Genomic DNA, 16,694 nt, shown 5'->3' on the forward strand with positions numbered 1-16,694 from the left:
CCGTGAACGCCCTGCTGCTCGCCGTCGGGACACTGACCGCCCTGCCGGTGCCCGCTCCGCGCGCGGTGAACAGCCGCGTCGCCGGTCGCGCGATGTTGCTCGCCCCCATCGCCGTGCTGCCGCTGGCGGTCCTCGTCGGCGGTCTCGCCGCCGCGGGTGAGGCGCTCGGGCTGCCCGCCCTGCTGACCGCGCTGCTGTGCGTCGGCGCCGGCGCGCTCGGAACCCGTGGTCTGCATTGGGACGGCCTTGCCGACACCGCCGACGGCTTGAGCTCGAGCTACGACCGCGACCGCGCGCTGGAGGTCATGCGCAGCGGCGACATCGGCCCGAGTGGCGTGGTCGCCGTGGTGCTCGTGCTGGGCGGCCAGGCCGCTGCCTTGGCGGGCGCCATCGCCGCAGGCCACGGGCCATTCGCCGCGGTCGTCGGGGTGCTGGCCGGGCGCATGGTGTTGGCGCTGTGCTGTGTCCGGGGCATTCCGGCCGCACGCTCCGGAGGGCTTGGTGCAACCGTCGCGGGGACCGTCGGCCGCTCGGCGGCAACCGCGGCACTGGTCGTCGGTGTCGGGTTGGCTGCAGCGGGGAGTCTGGTGATTGCGCTGTCTGCTTGGCGCGCCGCCCTGGCCGTCGCGGTGGGCGTTCTCGGCGCGGCACTGCTGCTGGCGAGGTGTGTCCGGCGACTCGGTGGCGTGACCGGCGACGTGCTGGGAGCGTGCGTCGAGATCGCCACGCTGGGCACCCTCGTCGGGCTGTCGTTCAATTGACAACGCGCGCCGTCACATGCTGTCATGAGCGCACTGTTGTCAGCGTGCCAACAAGCCCGCGAGAGGCGTGGTGCCCGTGTCCGAGACGGCCAGGATCCGGGACGGACTCACCGGTCTCGCCCTGCTCGCCGGCGGCGCGAACGTCATCATGCAGCTGGCCCGCTTGCCGGTCGGCCACGGCGTGGTGCACAGCCCGGTGGAATCCGGCAACATCTATCGCCACCCGTTCAAACGGACGCGTACCACGCTGATGTACCTGGTGATGGCGATCGACAGCACACCGGCCGAGCGCACGGAGCTGCGTCGCCAGATCAACCGGGTGCACGCCCAGGTGCGCTCCGGGCCGGACAGTCCGGTCAAGTACCACGCGATGGACCCGGAACTGCAGCTCTGGGTCGCCGCGTGCATCTACCGCGGCACCGAGGACACCTACCGCATGCTGTGGGGCGAGCCGGACGAGCGCACGCGGGAGGCGCTCTACCAGGACGCCCGCCACTTCGGCACCACACTGCAGGTCCGCGAGGACCAGTGGCCGGAGAACCGCGATGCGTTCGAGGAGTACTGGCAGCGCGAGGTCCAGAAGATCAAGATGGACGACGACACGCGCAGCTACCTACGCGGCATCGCGCGCGGCACGTTCTTCCCGCAGCCGCTACGCGGCCTGCTCGGCCCGTTCTTGGAGTTCATGTCCATCGGCTTCCTCTACCCCGAGTTCCGCGCTGAGCTCGGGGTGCCGTGGTCCGAGCGGCAACAGCGGCGGTTCGAGCGCGTCATCGGAGTTCTCGGCAAGATCAATCGCAGGCTGCCGCGACCGCTGCGCGAGTTTCCGTTCAACGTGCTCGCCTGGGACACACGGCGCCGCCTGCGTACCGGCCGCCCCGTCGTCTGACCCTGCTCGCCCCGTTCGTTCGACGCGTCGGCCACCACATCCCGACACGGTGACACCTGTCGTCGCCGCGTAGCAGTAGCTCAACTAACCGTAGTCAATCGAGAACAGCCGAAAATACTGGTGCATCAGCATATAGTACAAGTGCTACATTCAATCGCATGACTGAGGCCAACAAGGGAGGCACTTCGGTCGCGGTCGGCAGGGCGGCAACCGAAGATGGGGTAATGGCCGGTCCCGCCGGCGACACCGTGCTCGACGTGCGGGATCTGCGTATGACGTACGGCACCAACGAGGTGCTCAAGGGGGTCACGTTCAGCGCCGAACGGGGCGAGGTGCTCGCGCTGCTCGGACCCAACGGCGCAGGCAAGACCACGACGATCGAAATTCTCGAAGGCTTCCGGATGCGCTCCGGCGGCGCGGTGTCGGTCCTGGGCACCGACCCGGCACACGGCAACGAGGCATGGCGGGCACGGCTCGGGGTCGTCCTGCAGTCGTGGCGTGACCACGGCAAATGGCGGGTACGCGAGCTGCTGCAGCACCTGGGGACGTTCTACGCGCCGTACTCGTCGGAGAAGATCCGCCGGCCGTGGAACACCGACGAACTGATCGAAGCGGTCGGCCTCGCCGACCATGCCGACAAGCGCGTGATGCGGCTGTCCGGTGGTCAGCGGCGCAGGCTGGATGTGGCGATCGGCATCGTCGGCAAGCCCGAGCTGCTGTTCCTGGACGAGCCGACCGCGGGGTTCGACCCGCACGCGCGGCGCGAGTTCCACGACCTGGTGCACCGCCTGGCCGACGAGCACACCACGGTTCTGCTCACCACGCACGACCTGGACGAGGCCGAGAAGCTCGCCGACCGGATCCTGGTGCTGGCAGGCGGCCGGATCATCGCCGACGGGACGGCGGACGAGCTGGCGCGTCGGGTGTCGATCGAGGCCGAGGTGCACTGGACCGTCGACGGAGTGCGCCACGTGCACTCCAGTGCTGACGCGACGACCTTCGTGCGCAAGCTGTTCGAGCAACACGGCTCGGCCGTGCAGGACCTGGAAGTCCGGCGGGCCAGCCTGGAGGACACCTACATGAAGCTGGTCTACGGCATGGAGTCCGGACTGGCCGACGGCGAAGACGCCGCCCGGGTCCTGTTCGGCGAAGACCAGCGCAGCGCCGAGGAGGGAATCCGATGAACGCTTCGGCTGTGGCCATCCGTTCCGGCATCTATCGCGGCTTCGCCGAGATCCGACACCTGCTGACCAGCGGGCCCGACCTGTTCAACATGGTGTTCTTCCCCACCATCACGCTGGTCGTGATGTTCTTCCTGCGGGATTCGACGATCCCGGGGACGGACATCTCGATCGGCTCCGCGGCCATGCCGGGCATCCTGGGCATGCAGGTCGCCTTCACCGGATTCCTCGGGGTCGCGGCGGAGTTGGTGGTGGAACGCGAGGACGGCACGTTGCTGCGCGCCAAAGCAGTTCCCAACGGCATGCTGGGCTACCTGATCGGCAAGATCGTCAACGCGACGATCAACGGTGTGATCGCGGTGCTCATCGTTCTGATCCCCGGGCTGTTCTTGTTCGAGGGATTCAGCATCGACGGGGTGAGCGCTTGGCTGACGCTCGCCTGGGTGCTGGCACTCGGCTTGATCGCCACCATTCCGATCGGCGCGGTGCTCGGGTCGCTGTCGGACAACCCACGCAATCTGGGTCTGATCATGCTGCCGCTGATGGGGCTGACGGCGATTTCCGGAATCTTCTATCCGATGACCGCGCTTGCCGACTGGCTGCAGTTCATCGGCCAGTGCTTCCCGATCTACTGGCTCGGCCTCGGCATGCGGTCGGCCCTGCTGCCGGATTCCGCCGCCGCCGTGGAGATCGACGGGTCGTGGCGGTACGCGGAGATGATCGGAGTCCTCGGCATCTGGGCGATCATCGGATTGGTGCTGGCGCCAATACTGTTGCGCAGGATGGCCAGGCGAGAATCCGGATCGAGCATGGCCGCTCGACGCGATCGCGCGATGCAGCGAGTGCAGTGAATCGTCCACGAAGTACGGCGGCAGGCGAGCGTGAGGTGCACCCGACATGGGCGAAGTGATCTACAACCGGATCGCGATGCTACGTGCCGAACGGGGCATCTCACGCCGCCAGCTCGCCGACGCACTCAAGGTGCACTACCAGACGATCGGCTATCTGGAGCGCGGCGAGTACAGCCCGAGCCTGTACCTGGCGTTGAAGATCGCGGAGTACTTCGAGGTGCCGGTCGAGGTGATCTTCTCGACCAAGCCGTTCCCGCGGCTGGGTAGCGAGGACGTCCACCGCGGCCGGCGCGCCGACATCAGCGGCGCTTGACCACGCAGTCCAGGTAGGGACCGAACAGGTCCGCGAGCTGGGCAGCGGTCTGCTCGGCAGGAGCGGTGGCCGTCGCCGCATGGCTGATGGCCAGCCGGGTCACGTTCTCCGCGACCATGCGCACGGCGTCATCCGGCACGTCCGGCCACGTCGTCGTCAGCACCTCGGTCAGCTGCTCGGTGGCGAACGTGAGCACCGGGCCCGCCTGGTTGGTCAACAGCGGCAGCAAACCCTCGTCACCTCGGCCGCTCACGATCGCCGCGATCAACGGGTCCTGCTCGGCCGACTTCAAGAACACCTCGACGCCGGCCGCCAGCGCGGCCCGCGGGTCGTCGGCGTGCGCGGTGATCGCGTCGTTGACCGCGGACAGGAACCGGCTCGCTTCGTGCAGCACGAACGCCTGCGCGAACCCTTGCCGGGACCCGAACTCGTTGTACAGCGTCTGCCTGCTGACTCCCGCGGCTTCGGCCACGTCGGCCATGCGGGTCTCGGCCCACGAGCGCTGTGCGATCAGGTCACTGGCCGCGTCGAACAGCGTCTCCCGCAACAGTTTGCGCGCGGCCTCGGGGTATTGCATGCGATTGCGCGGACGGGTCACGTCTGTCGACGTTGGCACCACCCGCGTTCGGTGTCAACCAACTGGACACGATGCCGCTCACTCCCGAGCTCGACGCGGCGCCGAGCTACCCGAGCCGGACGCAGCGCTGAGTCACCGAGCTCGACGCGGCGCCGAGCTACCCGAGCTGGAGACAGCGCCGAGTCACCCGAGCTGCGCGAACACCTCGTCGGCGGTGACGTGCGGCTGCTCGGCGATCAGCTTGCGCGCCGTCCGCACGTCCTTCGGCCGGTTCAGCCCGACGGCGGCGACCAGCCGGTCGTCCCGGTGAAACACCGCCGTGAACTCGTAATCCTCGAGACTGCCGCGCACGCTGACCTGGTCGGTAGCCGCGGGCCACCCGGCGACGTGCAGGCTCTTGCCGTACTGGTCCGACCAGCACCACGGCACCTTGTCGAAGCTGGTGCGCTCCCCCAGCATGCCGGCCGCGGCCGCCGCCCCTTGCTCCTGCGCGCTCGTCCAGTGCTCCACCCGGTGACGACCACCCAGGTGCAAGTTGGGCGCACAGGCCACGTCCCCGGCAGCGAACACTCCCGGCGCCGAGGTCTGCAAGTACTCGTCGACCACGATGCCGCCGAGTTCCGCGTCGATCTCCAGCCCCGCCTGCTCGGCCAGCTCCGTGTTGGGTGCGATGCCGACGGCCACCAGCACGGTGTCCGCGATCCACTTCCGGCCCGTGGTGTCGGTGACCAGCACTCCGAGGTCGACGCGCTCCAGCGACGCGACCTGTACGCCGTAGTGCAGATCGACACCGTTGCTCCGATGCAGCTCGGTGTAGACCTCGGCCAGCTGCGGCGGCAGCAGCCGCGACAGCGGGCACTGCTCGGCCTCCAGCATCATCACCGCGCACCCGATCCCGCGCGCCGTTGCCGCCACCTCCGCGCCGATCAGGCCGGCGCCGACGACCAGCAGGGAACTCCCCGGACGCAGCTTGTCCCGCAACGCGGACACGTCGTTGATGGTGCGCAAGGTGAACACGTCCGGAACGCCGCGGGCTTGCGGCAGCTCTCGCGGCCGACCACCGGTGGCCAGCAGGAGCTGGTCGTAGGCCAACTGCTCGCCGTCGGCCAGCTCCACCTTGCGCGACTCCACGTCGAGCGCCACCACACGCGTGCCGGTGCGCAGCTCGATCCCCTGCTGGCTCCAGGCCTCCTGCGGCCGGATCCGGATCCGCTCCTCGGGCGTCTTCCCGCTGAGCAGGTCCTTGGACAGCGGGGGCCGCCGGTAGGGCGGATGCGGCTCGTCGCCGATCAACACCACCCGGCCCGGACAGCCCCCGCTGCGCAGCCGCAACGCCGCACTGGCGCCCGCGATGCCCGCGCCGACGATGACCGTTGTCGTGCTCACCGGCTAACCGACCGGTTCGAAATCGATCTTGTCGCGGACCCCGCAGTCGGGGCAGTTCCAGTCATCGGGCACCTCGGACCACGGTGTGCCCGCGGGGAATCCTTCCCGCGGGGCACCGACCTCCTCGTCGTAGACGTACTCGCACACCGGACACTGATACTTGCTCATAGCCGTTAGCTTCACCCCGCGGTGGCTTTCGCGCCATAGCGGGCCAACACCTTCTCCCGCTTCGGCGGGTGGATGTTCGCCTTGGTGATGTCCCCGTCGTAGTGGTCCAGCAGCCGCTTGTCCATCACCTTGCGCCACAGCGGCGGAATCCACGCCAACAAGATCATCGACGCGTAGCCCGCGGGCAGCTGCGGAGCCTCCTCGTAGTCCCGCAGCGCCTGGTACCGGCGCGTCGGGTTCGCATGGTGGTCGCTGTGCCGCTGCAGGTGGTACAGGAACACGTTGGTCACCACGTTGTTGGAGTTCCAGCTGTGCCGTGCGGTCGGCCGCTCGTACCTGCCGTTCTGCGCCGTGCGCTGCCGCAACAGGCCGTAGTGCTCGAGGTAGTTGACCACTTCCAGCAGCGAGAACCCGAAGAACGCCTGGATGAGCAGCATCGGCAGGACGCCCCAGCCGAAGGCGGCGATCAGCGCGCCCCACAACACCACCGACATCAGCCACGCGGACAACACGTCGTTGCGCAGCGTCCACGGGCCCTTGTTGCTCCGGGCCAGCCGCTTCTTCTCCAGCTCCCACGCGTTACGCAGGCTGCCGCTGACCGTGCGCGGCCAGAACCGGTAGAACGACTCCCCGACGCGCGAGCTGGCCGGGTCCTCCGGGGTGGCGACCCGCACGTGGTGGCCGCGGTTGTGCTCGATGAAGAAGTGGCCGTAGAACGTCTGCGCCAGCGCCACGCGGGCCAGCCACCGCTCGTACTCGACCTTCTTGTGCCCCAGCTCGTGCGCGGTGTTGATGCCGATGCCGGCCACCACACCGACGGAGATCGCCAGGCCGAGGCGGTCCCACACGTTCAGCTCGTAGGTCGACCACATCCAGCAGGCCAGCACCAGTCCCGCGTACTGGATGGGCAGGAACAAGTACAGGATCCAGCGGTAGTAGCGGTCGTTCTCCAACCACTCGATCAGCTCGTCCGGCGGGTTCTCCCCGTCGGTGCCGATGATCATGTCCAGCAGCGGGATGAGCCCGAACACCACGATCGGAGCCATCCACCAGGCCAGGTGCATCGCCCACGTGCCTTCCCAGCCCTGGTAGGACCACCAGATGAGAAACGGGATGGCAGGGACCACCAGGCCGAGCATCCACGCATACCGCTTGGGGTCGTGCCAGCTCACCTTCTCCTGGCTCGCGTCGTCCTGGCCGGCTTGCCCTGCGCCGTCCGGAACACCTTGACCTGCGGCGACCGATGTCATGCCCACGCCTCCTCGCGTGCTCGCGACCCAGGCGATCTGGGTGTAACTTGAAGTTACAGGTAACGTTGACACGAGACCCCAGTGGTGTCAACAGTGCGACACACGATCGCGGATGCGTAAAGACGGCGTCCGTCAGGCAGACAGGGTGTTCAGCAACCGCGCCAGCTGCCGCCGCTGAGCGGCGTCCAATTTCCCGACGAAGGGCGTCAGCGCGTCGTACACCTCCCGCTGCACCGCGTCCACCAGCTCCCGCCCCTGGTGCGTGAGGGCGACGTCGACGGCCCGGCGGTCGTCCGGCGAGCGACCCCGGATCAGCAGGCCTCGCTTTTCCGCGCGTTCCACCAGCCCGGACATCGTGGACTTGTCGAGGCCGAGAAACGCCGCGAGCTCGGTCATCCGAGACGGGCGGTCGCGCAGGATCCCCAGCACGCGAAGCTGCGTCAACGACAGGTCATGCGCGGCAGCGATCCGTGTCAACACAGCCGTCACTCGGAACGTCGTGCGAACCACGGCCTCCATCAGCTCGTCCATGACCCGGGATCGTACTTGACATCGTTGGTATTCCCAACCAATATTGTTGGTATTACCAACCTATTGGAGGTCTGATGCACGCCGCCGTCGTCACCGATTTCGCCGCGCCGCCGCAGTACCGCGAGCACCCTGACCCGGTCGCAGAGGGTCCGCACGAGGCGGTCGTCGACGTTCTCGCCGCGCCGCTGCATCGACTGGCGCGCGCTCGGGCAGCCGGCCTGCACTACACCACCACCACCGCGCTTCCACTGGTCCCGGGCGTGGACGCCGTGGTACGGGATCAGGACGGGAAGCTCTGGTACACGATGGCCTTCGGCCGGGACGTCGGCACGTTCGCGGAGCGGACGGTGATCGACCGCCGGCTCAGCGTGCCGCTGCCGGATGACGCCGACCCGGTGCGGATCGCCGCGGCGATGAATCCTGCCATGGCGTCGTGGGTGGCGTTGCGGCAGCGCATCTCGTTCCAGGCGGGCGGGCGTGTGCTCGTTCTCGGCGCCACCGGTGTCGCAGGGCGGATGGCCGTGCAGATCGCCAAGCACCTCGGCGCTTCGCATGTCACCGCGGCCGGGCGGAACGCAGCCCGGTTGGCCGAGGTGCGTGCGCTCGGCGCGGATGTCACCGTGACGTTCGACGAGGTCGGCAAGGCCGCCGATATCGACGTGGTGCTCGACTTCGTGTGGGGTGAGCCCGCCGCTCGGTCGATCCGTGCCGTGGTGGCGTCGAGGACCGATCGGCGCGCCCCGCTGGACTGGATCCACGTCGGATCGGTCGCCGGCCAGGAGTTGACGCTGGACGCCGAGTGGCTGCGCGCCATTCGGCTGCAGGTCAGCGGGAGCGGCATCGGGTCGGTGACCCCGGAGGAATACCTGGCCGAGCTGCCCGGTATCGCCGCTGCCGTGCACGACGGCGCCATCGACGTCCGGGCCCGCGCGGTGCCGCTTGCCGACGTGACCGAGACGTGGAATGCGGCCTTTGACGAGCGCCTCGTCTTCGTGCCGTAGCCGCTAGTCGAACACCACCAGCGACCGGCCGCCGTCGCCGCGAACCAGCCGGTCGAAGGCCTGCGGCGCGTCGGCCAACGCGATCCGGTGGGTGATCAACGCATCGAGGTCGAGCGAGCCGTCGAGCACAGCCTGCGCCAGCACCGGGACGTCCTTGTCGGGGTCGGCGGTGCCGTAGATGGAGCTGCTCAGCGTCCGGCCGAAGTGGAACAGCTCGAGCCCGGTGAAGGAGACCTGGTCGTCGCGGGCCCCGAGGCCGAGCGTGACCACCCGGCCGCCGCGACGCGTGCTGGACCACGCCGTGCGGATGGCCGCCGAGCGTCCGACGCACTCGAACGCGACGTCCACTCCCCTGCCCTCGGTCACGGCGCGTACGGCCTTCGGAGCCGCCTTGTCGCTGACGACGAAATCGGTCGCTCCCGCGGTCTTGGCCAGGTCGGCCTTGTCCTCGTTGATGTCCAGCGCCACGATCCGGCCGGCCCCGGCGAGCTTGGCACCGAGGATCACCGACAGGCCGACGCCACCGAGGCCGACCACGGCGACCGTCTGCCCGGGCCGCACATTCGCGTTGTTGCGGACCGCGCCGACCCCGGTCAACACGGCACAGCCGAGCAGGGCGGCTTCCGCCAGCGGCAGTTCGGCAGGCACCGGAATGACCGCGTTCTCGGTGACGAGCACCTCTTCGGCCAGTCCCCCGACGCCCAGCGTGAGGTGGGTGTCGGTGCCGTCCGCGAGCTTGCCGCGGGGCACCGACGCGATGCCCTCGTTGGTCGTGCACAGCCACGGCTCGTCCTGCTGGCAGAACCAGCACTCCCGGCACGGCGGGCTCCAGTTCAGCACCACGTGGTCGCCCGCGCGTACGCGCGAGACACCCTCGCCCACCTCGGTCACCACGCCGGTGGCTTCGTGCCCGAGGATCAGTGGGAACGACGGCGCCAGCACGCCGTTGATCATGGACAGGTCCGAGTGACAGACGCCCGCACCGCGGATGGACACCCGTACGTGTCCGGGTTCCGTCGGGCCCAGGTCGACGTCGGCCAGTTCGAGTTCGGAGTCCACACCGCGAGAGATGAGCGCCTGCACCATGCCCGGCAGGCTACCCGTGAACCGGCGCTTGCCGGAATGTCAGTCGCCGGGTTGCGCGTCCAGCCGCTCGGCCAGGATCTCCGCCAGGTGACGCGACCTGATCCCGGCCAGCTGCTCGAACTGGGTGCGGCAACTGAAGCCGTCGGCGACCACGGCCGTGCCCGGTGGCGTGGCCGCCAACGCGGGCAGCACACCCTGCTCGGCGACCTTGCGCGACACCTCGTAGTGCCCGCGCTCGAAGCCGAAGTTCCCGGCGAGCCCGCAGCACCCGGCGTCCAGCACCGTGGTGTCCGCGCCCGTGGCCTGCAGCAACGCCGCGTCCGGCCCGGCGCCCATGATCGCGTGCTGGTGGCAGTGCACCTGCAGGGCGGCCGGTTCGGCTTCGCCGCCCTTCGGCACCTCCCAGTCCGGCGCGAACTTCGCCAGCAGCTCGGCCAGCGTGTAGGTGTTCTCCGCGAGCAACGCGGCGTTGGGATCGTCGGGCAACAGCTCGGTGGCGTCGGACCGGAACAGAGCCGCGCAGCTCGGCTCCAGCACGAGCATCGGAACACCCGCCGAGACGACCGGCGCCACGGTCTGCAGCGACCGGCGCAGCTTGCGGCGAGCCGCGGGCAGCTGTCCGGTGCTGACCCACGTCAGGCCGCAGCACACCGGGCGGGACGGCAACAGCACCTCGAAGCCTGCCGCGCGCAGCACCTTGACCGCGGCCTCGCCGATGTGCGGCGCGAAGTAGTTGGTGAACGTGTCCGGCCAGAGCAGCACGGATCTACCGGGCGACGACTCATGGGCGGCGGGCTCGAAGGCCTCGGTGAACGGGCGCCGGGCGAACGCGGGCACTTGGCGTTCCGACGCGATGCCGCCCAGTCGCTTGAACAAGCCGCTGATCTTGGACGACATCACCCAGTTGACCAGCCGCGGGGTCTTGGCGGCGACGCGCGCCAGGCGGGGCAGCCAGCCCATCGAGTAGTGCGACGCGGGCCGGATCCGATGCTTGTAGCGCTGGTGGAGGTACTCCGACTTGTAGCTGGCCATGTCGACGCCGACCGGACAGTCGATCTTGCAGCCCTTGCAGGACAGGCACAGATCCAGCGCCTCCCCGACCTCCGGCGACTTCCAGCCCCTGGTGACGGTCTCGCCGAGCAGCATCTCTTGCAACACGCGCGCACGCCCGCGGGTGGAGTCCTTCTCGTCCCTGGTCGCCCGGTAGCTCGGGCACATCACGCCACCCGAGCCGACCCGGCACCGGGCGACGCCGACGCAGCGGTGAACCGCCTGCCCGAGCGACCCGCGGTCGTCGTGCAAGGCCAGCTCGACCCGCGGCGACTTCCGCCACTCGTGGTGCATGCGCAGGTCGTCGGCCACCCCGGCGGGCTCGACGATCACGCCGGGGTTGAGCCTGCCTCGCGGGTCCCAGATCGCCTTGAACTGACCGAACGCCCGGATCAGCTCCTGGCTGTACATCGCGGGCAGGTGCTCCGACCGCGCCCGGCCGTCGCCGTGCTCGCCGGACAGCGCGCCGCCGTGTTGCACCACCAGCTCGGCCGCGGCCGCCATGAAGCGCTGGAAGTGCGCGACACCACCGTCGGACCGCAGATCGAAATCCAGCCGGACGTGCAGGCAGCCTTCGCCGAAATGGCCGTACACGACGCCTTTCAGGCCGAACTCGTCGAGCAGCTTGTGGAAATCACGCAAGTAGCCGCCGAGGTTCTTCGGCGGAACCGCGGCGTCCTCCCAGCCGGGCCAGGACAGCACGCCGTCGACCGAGCGGGTGGCCAGACCCGAGCCGTCCTCCCGGATCTTCCACACCGTGCGCCGCACGTCGGGATCGGCGACCACGCGAACATCCAGCACTCCGTCGATGGCCCGGAGGTCCCGGACGATCTCCTCGACTTCCCACGCCGCGGCGTCCACGTCGATCAGCAACCACGCCGAGCCTTGCGGCAACACGCCGTCCGGCACCGCGTCCGGCCGCCGATCGCGCAGCACGTCGAGGATCCGATCGTCCATGCCCTCGCAGGTCAGCGGCTTCTTCTCGAGGATCGCCGGGACCGCGTCCGCCGCCGCGACGGAGTCGGCGAAACCGGCCACGATCAGCCGCTGGCACTGCGGCAACGGCACCAGCTTGACCTTCGCCGCCAGGACGATCACACAGGTTCCCTCGCTGCCGACGACCGCCCGCGCCACGTTGTAGCCGTTCTCCGGGAGCAGGTGGTGCAGCGCGTAACCGGACACCTGGCGCGCGAACCGGCCGAGCTCGGTGCGCAGGGCCGCCCGGTGCTCGTCGGCGAGCGCCCGCAGCGCCGCATGGATGCGTCCTTCGCGGCCGCCGCGGCTGATCACCTCGTCCAGCTCGGCCGGGGACAGCGACTTGAGCGTCATCCGCGTGCCGTCGTAACAGAGGACGTCCAGCTCGAGGATGTTGTCCGACGTCTTGCCCCACGCCACCGAGTGCGAGCCGCACGCGTCGTTGCCGATCATTCCCCCGATCGTGCAGCGCGCGTGCGTCGACGGGTCGGGGCCGAACCGCAGGCCGTGCTCGGCCAGGACGGCGTTCAATGCTCCCGGCACCACGCCCGCCTCGACGCGCGCCGTCCGCTGCTGAGGGTCGATCTCGAGGATCCGGTTCATGTGGCGGGACAGCTCGATCACCACACCCGAGCCGACGGCGTTGCCGGCGATCGACGTACCACCCCCGCGTGTGGTGATCGGGACGTCGTGAGCCGCGCACACCTCGACGGCGGCAGCCACGTCGTCGGCGTCGAGCGGGAACACGACACCGAGCGGCACTTTGCGGTAGTTCGAGGCGTCGGAGCTGTACTCGGCGCGGCGTCGAGCGGAGAAATCCACCTCGCCACGGACGGCAGCAGTCAGCGCGTGAGCAAGTTCGGAGTGCAACATCGCGGTTCAGTCTGCCGCGCTACACCGGATTCGCAACAGCCCGCAAACGCTGCGTGCCTGCCCGAGTGGCCAGCGAGTGCGCGTGCCGGGCCGGACTGTCCGGATCTTCCCGATCCGCCACGTAGTACCAGTCACACTGGGTGCGCTCCGCGGTCACGTCCAGCACGGCGTAGCCATGCGAATCCATCTCGGCGTACTTCAGGTGGCGGTTGAGCGTGCGAGCTGCGGTTTCCACCGGCAGCGACGCGGTGCGCGGCGGTACTCCGGCGATGTCGTCCAGATTGTCCGAGGTCACCGAGGTGACCACGAATTCCGTGGCCACGGTCGGCGACAGCGGATACAAGCCCGCATCGACCGGGATCTCCGCACCGAACGACATGTGGATGTCGCCGGTGAGGAACACCGTGTCGCGGACGCCCTCGGAGCGCAGCTGGTTGACGATCTGCCGCCGCTCGTACTGGTAGCCGTCCCACTGGTCGAAGTTGATCGGCAGGCCGTCCTCGGGCAGCAGCCCGACCAGGTCGGCCAGCGGCTTGCCGAGGATGCGCGGGACCGGCGGGATCGCCAGCGGGGCGAACATCACCGACGTGCCCACCAGCTTCCACTGCGCCTCGCTGCGCAACGCCCGCTGCAGGAAGGCCAGTTGCTCGCTGCCCGCCATGACCTGGTCCGGATCGTCGGCACGCCCCAGCTGGTCGTAGCCCAGTTGTTCGGCCCGGTAGCTGCGCAGGTCCAGCATGATCAGCTCGGCGAGCGAGCCGAACCGCAAGCTCCGGTAGATCACTCCGCCCGGCCCGAGCCGGATCGGCATCCACTCGCGGTAGGCCTGCTTGGCGGCCGCTCGCCGCTCGGCCCACGTGCCTTCTTCGCCTTCGGTGTGGTTGCCGGCACCGCCCGACCATGTGTCGTTGGCCGTCTCGTGGTCGTCCCACGTGACGATCCACGGGCAGTCGGCGTGCAGAGCCTGCAGGCTCGGATCCGTTTTGTACTGCGCATGCCGCCGCCGGTAGTCGGACAACGTGACCATCTCGTGCGGCGGGTCGTGCGGGCGGAACGTGCCGTACTCGTTCGGCCCGTACTCGTAGAGGTAGTCGCCCAGGTGCAGCATCGCGTCGAGGTCGCCGCGTTCGGCCAGCCTGCGGTACGGGGCGAAGTGTCCGGCCTGCCAGTTCGCGCAGGACGCCATGCCGAACCGCAGCCGCTGCGGTTGCTCGCCTGCGGCCGGGGCGGTCCGCGTTCTCCCGGTCCGCGAGAAGCTGCCCTGGTAGCCGAAGTGGTAGAAGTAGTCGGTGGCGGGTGTCAGGCCTGCGGCATCGATCTTGACCGTGTGGTCCCGCTCCGGGCCGGTGACGAACTCACCCCTGCCGACCACGCGGGTGAAGTCCGGGTCGGTGGCGATCTGCCAGGTCACCGTGACCCGTGGTCCGCGACCCGAGCCGGGAGTCGCGTCGTCGGTCGGCGTCACCCGGGTCCAGAGGATGACGCGGTCCGGGAGGGGATCACCGGAGGCCACACCGTGGCGGAAGGCGTCCGATTCCGCTCGCGCGGAAGGAAGACTCAGCGCGGGCAACACCAGAGCGGCCGCACCGCCTGCTCGGATGACCGAGCGCCTGCGCACGAGGTGGGACTGGGAATCGCTGGCAGTATGCGTTGTCTCGGGCACGGCTCATTCAACTGCGAGCTCGGCGATCGGGTACGCCGGTTCGGGCAAGATCACCGAAAAGTCGGCCGAAAGTCTGCATAGTTGGGCCCGCCCCGGCGGGGAAAATCCGGATACGCGTGTATCCGAAACGCTCGCGGATTTGTCACGATTGATAAGTCAAAGGGTGAAACAGGTCACTACCAGCCCCTAGTCTGCAGGGGCCGGTGGGAGCCGGCGTTCGCATCCTCCGAGCTGGGAAGGCCAACGATGACCAGAACTGGCGACATCACGCTGACACACCAGAGTGGCAAACAGGTGCGGACGCTGACGGAAGCGTTCCAGGAAACCGCTCGGCTGCGGCCATCGGCGGTGGCGTTGCGGACGCCGGGAGACAAGGTCGCGATCACGTGGCGGGAGTACGCCGAGCAGGTGCGCAAACTGGCCGCAGGCTTCGCCGCCCTGGGCGTGGGGCGCGGTGACACCGTCGGCGTGCTGCTGACCAACCGGCCGGAGTTTCATCTGGTCGACACGGCTGCGTTGCACCTGGGTGCGACGCCGTTCTCGATCTACATCACCTCGTCTCCGGAACAGATCAGCTACCTGTTCGGCAATGCCGAGAACAAGGTGGTGGTCACCGAGCAGCGGTTCCTCAAGACCATCCAGTCCGCGCAGTCGGAGGTCGAGCACGTCGTGGTGGTCGACGGCGACTCCGGCGACGGCACGCTGACCCTGGACGACGTGATCGAGCGGGGCGCGGAGGACTTCGACTTCGAGGCCACATGGCAGGCCGTCAAGCCGTCCGACCTGGCCACGTTGATCTACACGTCCGGCACCACCGGCCCGCCGAAGGGGGTGGAGATCACCCACGCGAACCTGATGGCCGAGGCGGAGTCGATCGTCCACCTGACCAAGGTGGGCCCGGACGACCGGATCACGTCGTATCTGCCGCACGCCCACATCGCGGACCGGATGACCGCGCACTACTCGAACCTGCTGATGGGCGTGCAGGTCACCACGGTCGACGATCCGCGGGCGATCGCGCAGGCGCTGCCGGACACCCGGCCGACGGTGTGGCTGGGCGTGCCGCGGGTGTGGCAGAAGCTCAAGGCGGGGGTGGAGGCCAAGCTGGCCGCCGAGGAAAGCCCGATCAAGAAGAAGCTGGCCGCATGGGCACTGGACGTCGGCATGAAGACCGCCAAGCTCAAGCTCGACGGCAAGAGCGTGCCATTGCCGCTGCAGGCCCAGCACCAGCTGGCGGACAAGCTGGTGCTCAGCAAGGTGCGGTCCGCTCTGGGCTTCGATCAGCTCCGGCACGGCATCAGCAGTGCGGCCGCCATCCCGGAGGAGACGCTGTACTTCTTCTGGGGCCTGGGCATCCCCGTCTACGAAGTGTGGGGCATGTCGGAGAACTGCGGCGGCGCCACCTCCAACGTCGCGGGCGCCAACCGCGTCGGCACGGTGGGCAAGCCGATGTACGGCATCGAGGTCTCGCTGGCCGAGGACAACGAGCTGCTCATCCGCGGCGCGGTGGTGATGCGCGGCTACCGCAAACAGCCGGACAAGACCGCCGAGGCGATCGACTCCGACGGCTGGCTGCACACCGGTGACATCGGCTCCATCGACGAGGACGGCTACGTGCGCATCGTCGACCGCAAGAAGGAGCTGATCATCAACGAGGCCGGCAAGAACATGTCGCCGACCAACATCGAGAACGCGATGAAGGCCGCCTCGCCGCTGATCGGTCAGGTGGTGGCGATCGGCGACAATCGGCCGTACATCACCGCGCTGGTGGTGCTCGACCCCGAAGCCGTGCAGGCGAAGAAGGACGATTTCGGACTCACCGAGCTCGCGCCGTCCGCGGTGGTGGAGAACGAGAAGGTGCGCGCGGCGGTGACCGCGGCCATTCGGGAAGGCAACAAGAAGCTGTCCCGGGTCGAGCAGATCAAGCGGTTCACGATCGTGCCGCAATTCTGGGAGCCCGGCGGGGACGAAATCACGCCTACCATGAAACTGAAGCGCAAGCCGATCGCGGAGAAATACGCGGCAGACATCGAGGCCCTGTACTCGACGCCGGCCGGCCCCGCGGTGATCGATCTCGGCTGACGTCGAGTGGGAGGGCTCCGCGCGGGTCGAGCCGGAGCCCTCCCGCTCGCGCGTCCG

Annotated in this window: 13 protein-coding genes and 1 pseudogene; 7 read left to right on the forward strand and 7 right to left on the reverse strand. The window is 68.8% G+C overall.

The window, feature by feature from the left end; translation table 11 throughout:
* Positions 1–2 precede the first annotated feature (2 nt).
* The 5 genes from YWM_RS0109010 to YWM_RS22805 all read left to right on the forward strand — a co-directional run bounded on the left by YWM_RS0109010 (position 3) and on the right by YWM_RS22805 (position 3,995).
* On the forward strand, positions 3–761 hold the full coding sequence (locus YWM_RS0109010) for an adenosylcobinamide-GDP ribazoletransferase (protein ID WP_425426532.1): 759 nt from the start codon (positions 3–5) through the stop codon (positions 759–761).
* Between the two features lie 76 nt (positions 762–837).
* Complete coding sequence (locus YWM_RS0109015) at positions 838–1,650, forward strand: oxygenase MpaB family protein (protein ID WP_211232465.1); 813 nt, start codon at positions 838–840, stop codon at positions 1,648–1,650.
* A 224-nt stretch (positions 1,651–1,874) separates the two neighbouring features.
* Complete coding sequence (locus YWM_RS22800; protein ID WP_043660276.1) at positions 1,875–2,834, forward strand: ABC transporter ATP-binding protein; 960 nt, start codon at positions 1,875–1,877, stop codon at positions 2,832–2,834.
* Entirely contained in the window at positions 2,831–3,682 is an 852-nt protein-coding gene (locus YWM_RS0109025; RefSeq protein WP_028850461.1) for an ABC transporter permease, read from the forward strand. The genes YWM_RS22800 and YWM_RS0109025 overlap by 4 nt, the downstream gene beginning before the upstream one ends.
* A 46-nt stretch (positions 3,683–3,728) precedes the next feature.
* Positions 3,729–3,995 (forward strand): helix-turn-helix transcriptional regulator, encoded by a 267-nt coding sequence (locus YWM_RS22805; protein WP_043660278.1) that lies wholly within the window; start codon positions 3,729–3,731, stop codon positions 3,993–3,995.
* Here the strand turns inward: YWM_RS22805 and YWM_RS0109035 are convergent.
* From YWM_RS0109035 to YWM_RS0109055, 4 genes and pseudogenes are all read right to left on the reverse strand, one after another.
* On the reverse strand, positions 3,982–4,593 hold the full coding sequence (locus YWM_RS0109035; protein WP_028850462.1) for a TetR/AcrR family transcriptional regulator: 612 nt from the start codon (positions 4,591–4,593) through the stop codon (positions 3,982–3,984). The genes YWM_RS22805 and YWM_RS0109035 overlap by 14 nt on opposite strands.
* Positions 4,594–4,755: 162 nt before the next feature.
* Positions 4,756–5,958: an NAD(P)/FAD-dependent oxidoreductase gene (locus YWM_RS22810; protein ID WP_052344697.1), complete on the reverse strand. Its 1,203-nt coding sequence runs from the start codon at positions 5,956–5,958 to the stop codon at positions 4,756–4,758.
* Positions 5,959–5,961: 3 nt separating this feature from the next.
* Positions 5,962–7,298, reverse strand: a pseudogene (locus tag YWM_RS0109050) (fatty acid desaturase).
* 210 nt (positions 7,299–7,508) lie between these two features.
* Entirely contained in the window at positions 7,509–7,907 is a 399-nt protein-coding gene (locus YWM_RS0109055; RefSeq protein ID WP_028850464.1) for a MarR family winged helix-turn-helix transcriptional regulator, read from the reverse strand.
* A 74-nt stretch (positions 7,908–7,981) separates the two neighbouring features.
* Here YWM_RS0109055 and YWM_RS0109060 point away from each other — a divergent pair, with 74 nt between their 5' ends.
* Complete coding sequence (locus YWM_RS0109060; protein WP_028850465.1) at positions 7,982–8,908, forward strand: quinone oxidoreductase family protein; 927 nt, start codon at positions 7,982–7,984, stop codon at positions 8,906–8,908.
* A 3-nt stretch (positions 8,909–8,911) separates the two neighbouring features.
* On the opposite strand, the gene YWM_RS0109065 is transcribed toward YWM_RS0109060, so the two are convergent.
* The 3 genes from YWM_RS0109065 to YWM_RS0109075 are packed head-to-tail and all read right to left on the reverse strand — an operon-like array spanning position 8,912 to position 14,510.
* Positions 8,912–9,994, reverse strand: coding sequence for a zinc-binding dehydrogenase (locus tag YWM_RS0109065; RefSeq protein WP_156914716.1), 1,083 nt, complete (start codon positions 9,992–9,994; stop codon positions 8,912–8,914).
* Positions 9,995–10,033: 39 nt separating this feature from the next.
* The gene (locus YWM_RS0109070) at positions 10,034–12,892 is read right to left on the reverse strand and encodes an FAD-binding and (Fe-S)-binding domain-containing protein (RefSeq protein WP_084612280.1); all 2,859 of its coding nucleotides are present in this window, start codon (positions 12,890–12,892) and stop codon (positions 10,034–10,036) included.
* 19 nt (positions 12,893–12,911) lie between these two features.
* Entirely contained in the window at positions 12,912–14,510 is a 1,599-nt protein-coding gene (locus tag YWM_RS0109075; protein WP_043660288.1) for an alkaline phosphatase D family protein, read from the reverse strand.
* Positions 14,511–14,801: 291 nt separating this feature from the next.
* Here YWM_RS0109075 and YWM_RS0109080 point away from each other — a divergent pair, with 291 nt between their 5' ends.
* A complete protein-coding gene (locus tag YWM_RS0109080) occupies positions 14,802–16,637 on the forward strand; it encodes an AMP-dependent synthetase/ligase (RefSeq protein WP_028850469.1) in 1,836 nt (611 codons plus the stop codon).
* Positions 16,638–16,694 lie beyond the last annotated feature (57 nt).

Origin of the sequence: Thermocrispum municipale DSM 44069 (genome assembly GCF_000427825.1) — a bacterium.
GTDB lineage: Bacteria > Actinomycetota > Actinomycetes > Mycobacteriales > Pseudonocardiaceae > Thermocrispum > Thermocrispum municipale.

Coding starts and splice junctions, on each gene's coding strand:
- YWM_RS22800 (WP_043660276.1), top strand. CDS start 1,875: ATGGCCGGTCCCGCCGGCGACACCGTGCTCGACGTGCGGGATCTGCGT.
- YWM_RS0109025 (WP_028850461.1), top strand. CDS start 2,831: ATGAACGCTTCGGCTGTGGCCATCCGTTCCGGCATCTATCGCGGCTTC.
- YWM_RS22805 (WP_043660278.1), top strand. CDS start 3,729: ATGGGCGAAGTGATCTACAACCGGATCGCGATGCTACGTGCCGAACGG.
- YWM_RS0109055 (WP_028850464.1), bottom strand. CDS start 7,907: ATGGACGAGCTGATGGAGGCCGTGGTTCGCACGACGTTCCGAGTGACG.
- YWM_RS0109060 (WP_028850465.1), top strand. CDS start 7,982: ATGCACGCCGCCGTCGTCACCGATTTCGCCGCGCCGCCGCAGTACCGC.
- YWM_RS0109065 (WP_156914716.1), bottom strand. CDS start 9,994: ATGGTGCAGGCGCTCATCTCTCGCGGTGTGGACTCCGAACTCGAACTG.
- YWM_RS0109070 (WP_084612280.1), bottom strand. CDS start 12,892: ATGTTGCACTCCGAACTTGCTCACGCGCTGACTGCTGCCGTCCGTGGC.
- YWM_RS0109080 (WP_028850469.1), top strand. CDS start 14,802: ATGACCAGAACTGGCGACATCACGCTGACACACCAGAGTGGCAAACAG.